The following is a 7,944-nucleotide window of genomic DNA, read 5'->3' as shown; positions in this document are numbered from 1 at the left end:
CTCCAAGAAGATCACCGTGGACGTGAAGGGCGAAATCCTGGAGCTGAAGAACACCATCAACACGATGGTGGACCAGCTTCGAAGCTTCGCCTCGGAAGTGACGCGCGTGGCGCGCGAAGTGGGCACCGAAGGCAAGCTCGGCGGCCAGGCCTACGTGCAGGGCGTGGCGGGCACGTGGAAGGACCTCACGGACAACGTGAACTTCATGGCCGGCAACCTGACCTCGCAGGTGCGCAACATCGCCGACGTGACGAAGGCGGTGGCCGCGGGAGATCTCTCGAAGAAGATCACGGTGGACGTGAAGGGCGAAATCCTGGAGCTCAAGAACACCATCAACACGATGGTGGACCAGCTCTCGTCCTTCGCCTCCGAGGTGACGCGTGTGGCGCGCGAAGTGGGCACCGAAGGCAAGCTCGGCGGCCAGGCGTACGTGCAGGGCGTGGCGGGCACGTGGAAGGACTTGACCGACAACGTGAACTTCATGGCGGGCAACCTCACGTCGCAGGTGCGCGGCATCGCGAAGGTGGTGACCGCCGTGGCCGACGGCGACCTGCGGCAGAAACTCACCGTGGAAGCCAAGGGCGAAATCGCGGCGCTCGCCGACACGATCAACTCGATGACGGACACGCTCGCGACCTTCGCCGACCAGGTGACGACTGTCGCGCGCGAAGTGGGCGTGGAAGGCAAGCTGGGCGGCCAGGCCAAGGTGCCGGGCGCCGCCGGCACGTGGAAGGGCCTCACGGAGAACGTGAACCAGCTCGCGGCCAACCTCACGACGCAGGTGCGGGCCATCGCCGAAGTGGCGACGGCCGTGACGCAGGGCAACCTCACGCGCTCGATCACGGTGGAAGCGCAAGGCGAAGTGGCGGCGCTGAAGGACACGATCAACGAGATGATCCGCAACCTTCGCGACACCACGCAGGTGAACACCGAGCAGGACTGGCTGAAGACCAACCTCGCGAAGTTCTCGCGGATGCTGCAGGGCCAGCGCGACCTCGTGGCGGTGGGGCACCTGATCCTCTCCGAGCTCGCGCCCGTGGTGGGCGTGCAGCAGGCGGAGTTCTACGTGCTGCGCTACCAGCAGGACAAGCCGAAGCTGCGGCTCATGGCGTCCTACGCGTCCGACGGCCACGGCTCGTACGGCAAGGAAGTGGACCTGGGCGAAGGCCTCGTCGGGCAGGCCGCGTTCGACCGCAAGAAGCTGATGCTGACTTCGAACATCCCCGACAGCCTGAGGATCACCTCGGGCCTCACGGCGGTGCCGCCGCTCAACGTGCTCGTGCTGCCGATCATCTTCGAAGGCCAGGTGCGCGGCGTGATCGAGCTCGCTTCCGTCGAACGCTTCAACCCGACGCACCAGGCCTTCCTCGACCAGCTCACGGAATCGATCGGCATCGTGATCAACACGATCGAAGCCAACATGCGCACCGAAGACCTGCTCACGCAGTCGCAGTCGCTCGCGCAGGAATTGCAGTCCCGCCAGCAGGAGCTGCAGCAGACGAACGAGGAACTGCAGGAAAAGGCGCGGCTGCTCGCCCACCAGAACCAGGAGGTGGAGCGCAAGAACCAGGAAGTGGAGCAGGCCCGGCAGGCGCTGGAGGAAAAGGCGAAGCAGCTCGCGCTCACCTCGAAGTACAAGTCCGAGTTCCTCGCCAACATGTCGCACGAGCTGCGCACGCCGCTCAATTCGCTGCTGATCCTCTCCGACCAGCTGTGCAAGAACCCGGAGGGCAACCTTTCGCCCAAGCAGGTGGAATTCGCGAAGACGATCCACTCCTCGGGCAACGACCTCCTCATGCTCATCAACGACATCCTCGACCTGTCGAAGATCGAGTCGGGCACCGTGGTGGTGGACGTGAACGAGCTGCGCCTGTCGGACCTGCAGCTGTACGTGGAGCGCACCTTCCGCCACGTGGCCGAAGCCAAGGGCGTGGACTTCATCATCAACACCGGCATCAACCTGCCGAGCTCGGTGGTGACGGATGCGAAGCGGCTGCAGCAGATCCTGAAGAACCTGCTGTCCAACGCGTTCAAGTTCACGCATCAGGGGCAGGTGACGCTCGGCATCGACCAGGTCTTCGCCGGCTGGTCGAGCGACAACGACGACCTGAACCGCGCGACGCAGGTGATCTCGTTTTCCGTGTCGGACACCGGCATCGGCATCTCGCCCGACAAGCAGCAGATCATCTTCGAGGCGTTCCAGCAGGCCGACGGCTCCACGAGCCGCAAGTACGGCGGCACGGGCCTCGGGCTCGCGATCTCGCGCGAACTGTCGAAGCTTCTGGGCGGCGAGATTCGCCTCATCTCCGCGCCGGGTCAGGGCTCGACCTTCACGCTCTACCTGCCGCTCGTGTATTCGTCCACGCGGACGTCGCGCCGCGTGACGACGCAGCTCGAACAGCCGCACCGCGCCGAAGCGGCCGCCGTGAAGACGCTGGAGAGGGCGCCCGAGCCGATGCCGCGCGAGCCGCGGGTGCAAGAAGCCGAAGCCCGGGCGGGGGCCGAGGCCGATGCCGATGCCGGGAGCGATCCCTCGTCCGTGGCGCTGAATCCGGCCGAAGACGATCGGGATTCCGTGCGGCAGGGCGACCTCGTGCTGCTCATCGTCGAGAACGATCTCGCTTTCGCGCGGTTCCTGCTCGACGCCGCGCGCGCCAAGGGCTTCAAGGGCCTCGTCACGACGCTCGGTGCTGCCGCGCTCAACCTCGTGAACCAGTACAAGCCCGCGGCCATCACGCTCGACATGTACCTGCCGGACATGGCGGGCTGGCGCGTGCTCGACCGCATCAAGCACGATGCGACCGTGCGCCACATCCCGGTGTGCGTGATCTCGACCGACGACTCGAAGGAGCGCGCCTTCAAGTCCGGCGCCGTGGGTTTCCTCGAAAAGCCGATCCAGTCGAAGGAAGTGCTCGACGAGATGCTCGACCGGCTGCACGACTACCTGGTGCGTCCGCAGCGCAACCTGCTCATCGCCATCGGCGACGGCGCGGCGCGGCGGGACCTGCTCACGCAGCTCGCGGGCGAGGAAATCGACGCGACGCCGGTCGACTCCGGGCCTGAGCTCGTGAGGCAGCTTCAGAAGGGCGCCTTCGACTGCATCGTGCTCGAAAGCGGCTTCGGCGGCCTGCAGCCCGGCGAAGTCCGCGCGGCCGTGGCGCCACAGGCCGAGCTCGGCGCGGTGCCGCTCATCCTCTATCACGGCAAGGACGGCAAGAGCTATTCGGGCTGGCATTCGGACGAGGCCGTGACCGTGCAGGAAGTCCATACGGTCGCGCGCGCGTTCGACCTCGCGCTGCTCGCGCTGCACCACAACCTCGCGCGGCTGCCCGAGGCCAAGCGCGAACTCATCAATGGCGTCTACGAATCGACGAAGCCGCTCACGGGCAAGCGCGTGCTGATCGTGGACGACGACATGCGCAACATCTTCGCGCTGGCAACCGTTCTGGAAGAGCACGGCATGGACATCGTCTGGGCCGACAATGGCCGCGAGGCGATCAATCGCGTGGCCAACGACAGCAACATACAAGTCGTGCTCATGGATATCATGATGCCCGAGATGGACGGCATGGCGACCATGAAGGAGATCCGGAAGCTGCCCCAGGGCAAGAACCTGCCGATGATCGCCGTGACGGCCAAGGCGATGAAGGGCGACCGCGAGAAGTGCATCGAAGCGGGCGCCTGGGACTACCTCTCGAAGCCGGTGAACACGCAGGATCTGCTCACCGTGCTCAGAGCGTGGCTGCACCACTGAGAGCATCGACGGCATTGACCGTATCGGGAGAGACATGACGACACAGCCCATCCTGGAGTCCCAGGAGAAGGCCAACATCCTGGTCGTGGACGACTTGCCGGAGAAGCACGTCGTCTTCCGGACCATCCTGGATGAGCTGGGTCAGAACATCGTGAGCGCCCGGTCCGGCCAGGAGGCGCTGAAGTACATCCTGGACATGGAATTCGCGGTCATCCTGCTCGACGTGAACATGCCCGACATCGACGGGCTGGAAACGGCAAGCCTGATCCGCCAGTACAAGAAGTCCGCGCAGACGCCGATCGTCTTCATCACGGCCTACGTCGACGAACTGCAGGCGCGGCGCGGCTATGCGCTGGGCGCGGTCGACTACATTCCGTCGCCTGTCGTGCCGGAGGTGCTGCGCTCCAAGGTGCGCGTGTTCGTGGAACTCTTCCACATGAACCGCCAGCTTCAGAAGCAGGCGCAGCAGCGCGAGCAGCTCGCCCGCTCCGAAGCGGCGCGCGAGGCGGCCGAAGAGGCGATCCACCGCGCCGACTACCTGGCCGAGGCGAGCCGCGTGCTGTCGCGTTCGCTCCATCTCGACGAGACGATCGATGCCGTGCTGGACCTGTGCGTGCCGATGCTGGGCGACCGCGCGATCCTCGGCATCCCCGATCGCGAGGGCGGGGTGAAGCGCTTGCAGATGCATCCCGCGGCGCCGGCGGACGACGACGAAGTGTTCACGGCGGATCTGCGGGCCGCGGCGGACGAAGTGGTGCGCGGGCGCGAATTCCGTTTGTGGACGCGAGGCGGCCGCGCTGCCGCGATCTGTCCGCTCGTGGCCGGAGACGAACTGCGCGCGGCGCTGGTGGTGCTGGGAGACGCAGCCCGGTTCGATTCGACGCACATTGCGTTGATTCGCGAAGTCGCGAGCCGCGCCGCGATCGCGATGGAGAATGCGCGCCTTTATTCGGCCGTGCAGGAGGCCGACCGGCGCAAGAACGAATTCCTCGCGATGCTCGCGCATGAGTTGCGCAACCCGCTCGCGCCGATCCGCAACGCCGTGCACATCATGCAGAACACGCCGGGGCTGCCGCCCAAGCTCGACTGGGCGCGCGACGTGATCGGCCGGCAGGCGGACCACATGGCGCGCCTCATCGACGATCTGCTCGATGTGTCGCGCATCGTGCAGGGCAAGGTGGTGGTGAAGCCCGAGCGGCTCACGCTCGCGTCGGTCGTGGAGCGCGCGGTCGAGGCGAGCGGCCCGCGGCTGGCTCAGTGCGAGCAGGTGCTGGAGGTGGATCTGCCGCCCGAAAACATCGTGCTGAATGGCGACGCCGTGCGCCTGTCGCAGGTGCTTTCCAACCTCGTGAACAACGCGTCGAAGTTTTCGCGGCCGGGCACGCGCATCACGCTTGGGGCGCGCTACGTGGACGGCGACGTGCGCATATTCGTGCGGGATCAGGGGGCGGGGATCGAGCCGGAGTTTCTTCCGCACATCTTCGAGCTTTTCGCGCAGGCGGATCAGTCGCTCGACCGGTCGCAAGGCGGCCTGGGGATCGGCCTCACGCTCGTGAAGCATCTGGTGGAGCAGCATGGCGGCCACGTGTGGGCGGTGAGCGAGGGCCTGGGCCGGGGCTGTGAGGTGACCGTGTCGCTGCCCGGCCGCATCGAGGCGCCGCAGCAAGAGGCGCCGCCCGCGGTGGCGCCGGTGGCACGTGCGCCGGTGCCGGCGAATTCGGGCACGCGCATTCTGGTGGTGGACGATCTGGCGGCTTCGGCGGAGACGTTGATGACGCTGCTGGAGATGGAGGGCTTCGAGGTGCGCATCGCGCACGAGGGGGAGACGGCGCTGAAGATAGCGCAGGAGTTCCGGCCCGAGGTCGTGCTGCTGGATATCGGCTTGCCGGGGATGAATGGTTTCGAGGTGGCGAATCGTCTGCGCAGCCAGCCGGAGTCGAGCGATGCGCTTCTGATCGCGCTCACGGGATACGGCGAGGCCGAGAGCCGGAATCGATCGGCCGCCGCGGGCTTCGATTTCCACATGGTCAAGCCGGCGGATGTGCAGTTGCTGCTTGCGATGATTGCGAATCCGCACGAGGTGCGTAAAGCGCAGGCGGCGGCTTGAGGCCGGGGTTTGCTGCCTTCTCCTGTGGGGGAGGGTGGAGGTGGGGGCTGCGCTATCGCGCTGCTAGAATGGCGGGCTTGCCGGAGAGGTGGATGAGCGGTTTAAGTCGCACGCCTGGAAAGCGTGTGTGGGCTAATCCCCACCGCGGGTTCGAATCCCGCCCTCTCCGCCAGGGATTCAATCACGACATGGGCCTTCGGGCCCTTGTTCGTTTCTACGTCTTCCGTTTCTACGTCTTCCTTTTCCCACAGCGCAGCCCGGTTTGAATCAGCGTGCGGGGCATTGTCCTTGTCCGCTCATGCATTGCAGTGACTTCGGGTCCGAGACGTCGCCCCAGACGATACAATACCGCGATGTCAACGACATAGCGACGATACAATTGCTGGACGCAAACGACTCCACGATCCTGGCGCTGGCGGGAACAAGCCCTCAATTGGCGGGCGAAGCGGCACGGGTCACTGGCCTGTCACGCGTCGCTGTCTCGCGCCGCATCAAGCGGCTCGCCGACTCCGGCTATCTGACTCGACATGGCAATGGCACGCGCCAGACCTACTCACCAGGCGCCAATCGCTTCTGGACCCTGACGCAGTCCCTTGAAGCGATCAGCGCGGCAGGCGGCGAGTCGGGGATCTGGGAAGCCCACGTGGCCCGGGTGGCCAGCGACCTTCGGCCCAACGTGGCGAACATTGCCAACATCTGCTTCACCGAGATGCTGAACAATGCGATCGACCACTCCGGAGCCAGTGAGGTGTGCATGGGCGCACATCTGTACGGCGGGCGCCTGCAGATGGCGGTGATGGACAACGGAGTGGGTATCTTCCGCAAGATTGCCCAAGCCAGCCGGCTCTTCGACATCCGGCTCGCCGTGCTCGAGCTCGCCAAAGGAAAATACACAACGGCCCACGAAGGACATTCGGGCATGGGCATCTTCGTGGCATCCCGGATGCTGGATGGTTTTATGGTGCATTCGGGTGGACTGTCTTTTGCGCCGAAGAGCCCGCAAGGTGTGGACCTGAGCTTTTCATGGATTGCACCGTATCGATACGCGAACGGCACCGTTGTGCTGATGGATCTCGACACCGCCACCGACCGCACCGCCCAATCGGTGTATGAGCAGTATTTTTTTCCCGACGAGGTGGGCGGCGACGCGTTTCATACGACCGAAATTCCAGTCAAACATGCGCAGTTGAGCAGCCAACTGACATCGCGCTCTCAAGGCAAGTGGGTCATGGAGCGAGCGCCGCAGTTCAAGACGGTGATTCTGGACTTCGAGGGCGTGGAGATGGTTGGGCAAGCCTTTGTTGACGAGGTTTTCCGCGTGTTCGCCACAGCGCACCCGGAAGTGCAACTTGTCCCTCGCCATGTGTCGCCTGATGTCGCCCGCATGATCAAGCTGTTTGCGCCGCACGTGGTTTGGTGAAGGTTCGTCTCCCATCGGTGCGACGCGAATGCGTTTTGAAAACCCCAGCTCGCGAAGGAGTCACTCCCGCAGCGTGAACACGATCGAGATATAGGACACGGGAGGCTCCAGGATCTGCTCCGTCCCATGCAGCGCCGTTGCATCGAAAAGCAGGGTGTCACCCGGGCCTACGTCGATCAGGCGACTCGCGTAGCGGTACTTCACCCGTCCCGAAAGGAAGAACAGGAATTTCGTCCCGGGATGCTGAAAGGTCGTGTAAGGCTGGGCATCCTCGGTTAGATCCACCTTGTACGGCTCGACGAACAGGTTCCCGGAAAGCAGGTGTCCGAGCAGTTCGTAGTGGTAGCCCTTGATGACGCCTTCGCGCTCCACCACGATCCCCCGTCCAGCAGGAACGAACGAGCAATCAGTGCGTTTCACCTGGTCGACGAAAAAGCGCGAAATGGGGACATCGAGTGCTTCGGCGATCCGGTCCATCGCTTCGATCGAAGGCGAGGCCAGACCGCGCTCGATCCGAGACAGCATCGACCGCGACACGCCGGCCTCTGTCGCGAGCGCCGAGGAAGAAACGCCTGCGGCCAGACGCAGCGATCGGATTTGCAGGCCCAGCTTCGCAGCGGTCGTGCTTCGCTTCGGTTCCGCCCTCGGCTTCGCACGCAGCAA

Annotated in this window: 4 protein-coding genes and 1 tRNA gene; 4 read left to right on the top strand and 1 reads right to left on the bottom strand. The window is 64.8% G+C overall.

Annotated features, from left to right (window positions below):
* The 4 genes from VHA82_RS14360 to VHA82_RS14345 all read left to right on the top strand — a co-directional run.
* Positions 1-3,754: hybrid sensor histidine kinase/response regulator (locus VHA82_RS14360; RefSeq protein WP_325544814.1), on the top strand; the 3,754-nt coding region annotated here is incomplete at its 5' end.
* A gap of 34 nt (positions 3,755-3,788) precedes the next feature.
* The gene (locus VHA82_RS14355) at positions 3,789-5,861 is read left to right on the top strand and encodes a hybrid sensor histidine kinase/response regulator (protein WP_325544812.1); all 2,073 of its coding nucleotides are present in this window, start codon (positions 3,789-3,791) and stop codon (positions 5,859-5,861) included.
* Between the two features lie 82 nt (positions 5,862-5,943).
* Positions 5,944-6,033, top strand: a tRNA-Ser gene (locus tag VHA82_RS14350).
* A 207-nt stretch (positions 6,034-6,240) separates the two neighbouring features.
* Positions 6,241-7,281 carry an STAS-like domain-containing protein gene (locus tag VHA82_RS14345; RefSeq protein WP_325544810.1) on the top strand — a complete coding sequence of 347 codons (1,041 nt, stop codon included), beginning with the start codon at positions 6,241-6,243 and terminating at the stop codon, positions 7,279-7,281.
* A gap of 60 nt (positions 7,282-7,341) precedes the next feature.
* On the opposite strand, the gene VHA82_RS14340 is transcribed toward VHA82_RS14345, so the two are convergent.
* Positions 7,342-7,890, bottom strand: coding sequence for an XRE family transcriptional regulator (locus tag VHA82_RS14340; protein WP_325544816.1), 549 nt, complete (start codon positions 7,888-7,890; stop codon positions 7,342-7,344).
* Between the last annotated feature and the right edge of the window lie 54 nt (positions 7,891-7,944).

The organism is Ramlibacter sp. (assembly GCF_035548915.1).
In the GTDB taxonomy this organism is placed as follows: Bacteria; Pseudomonadota; Gammaproteobacteria; order Burkholderiales; family Burkholderiaceae_C; genus Ramlibacter.
The sequence above is the reverse complement of the archived record's forward strand: the minus strand, read 5'-3'. Positions and strand labels throughout refer to the sequence as shown.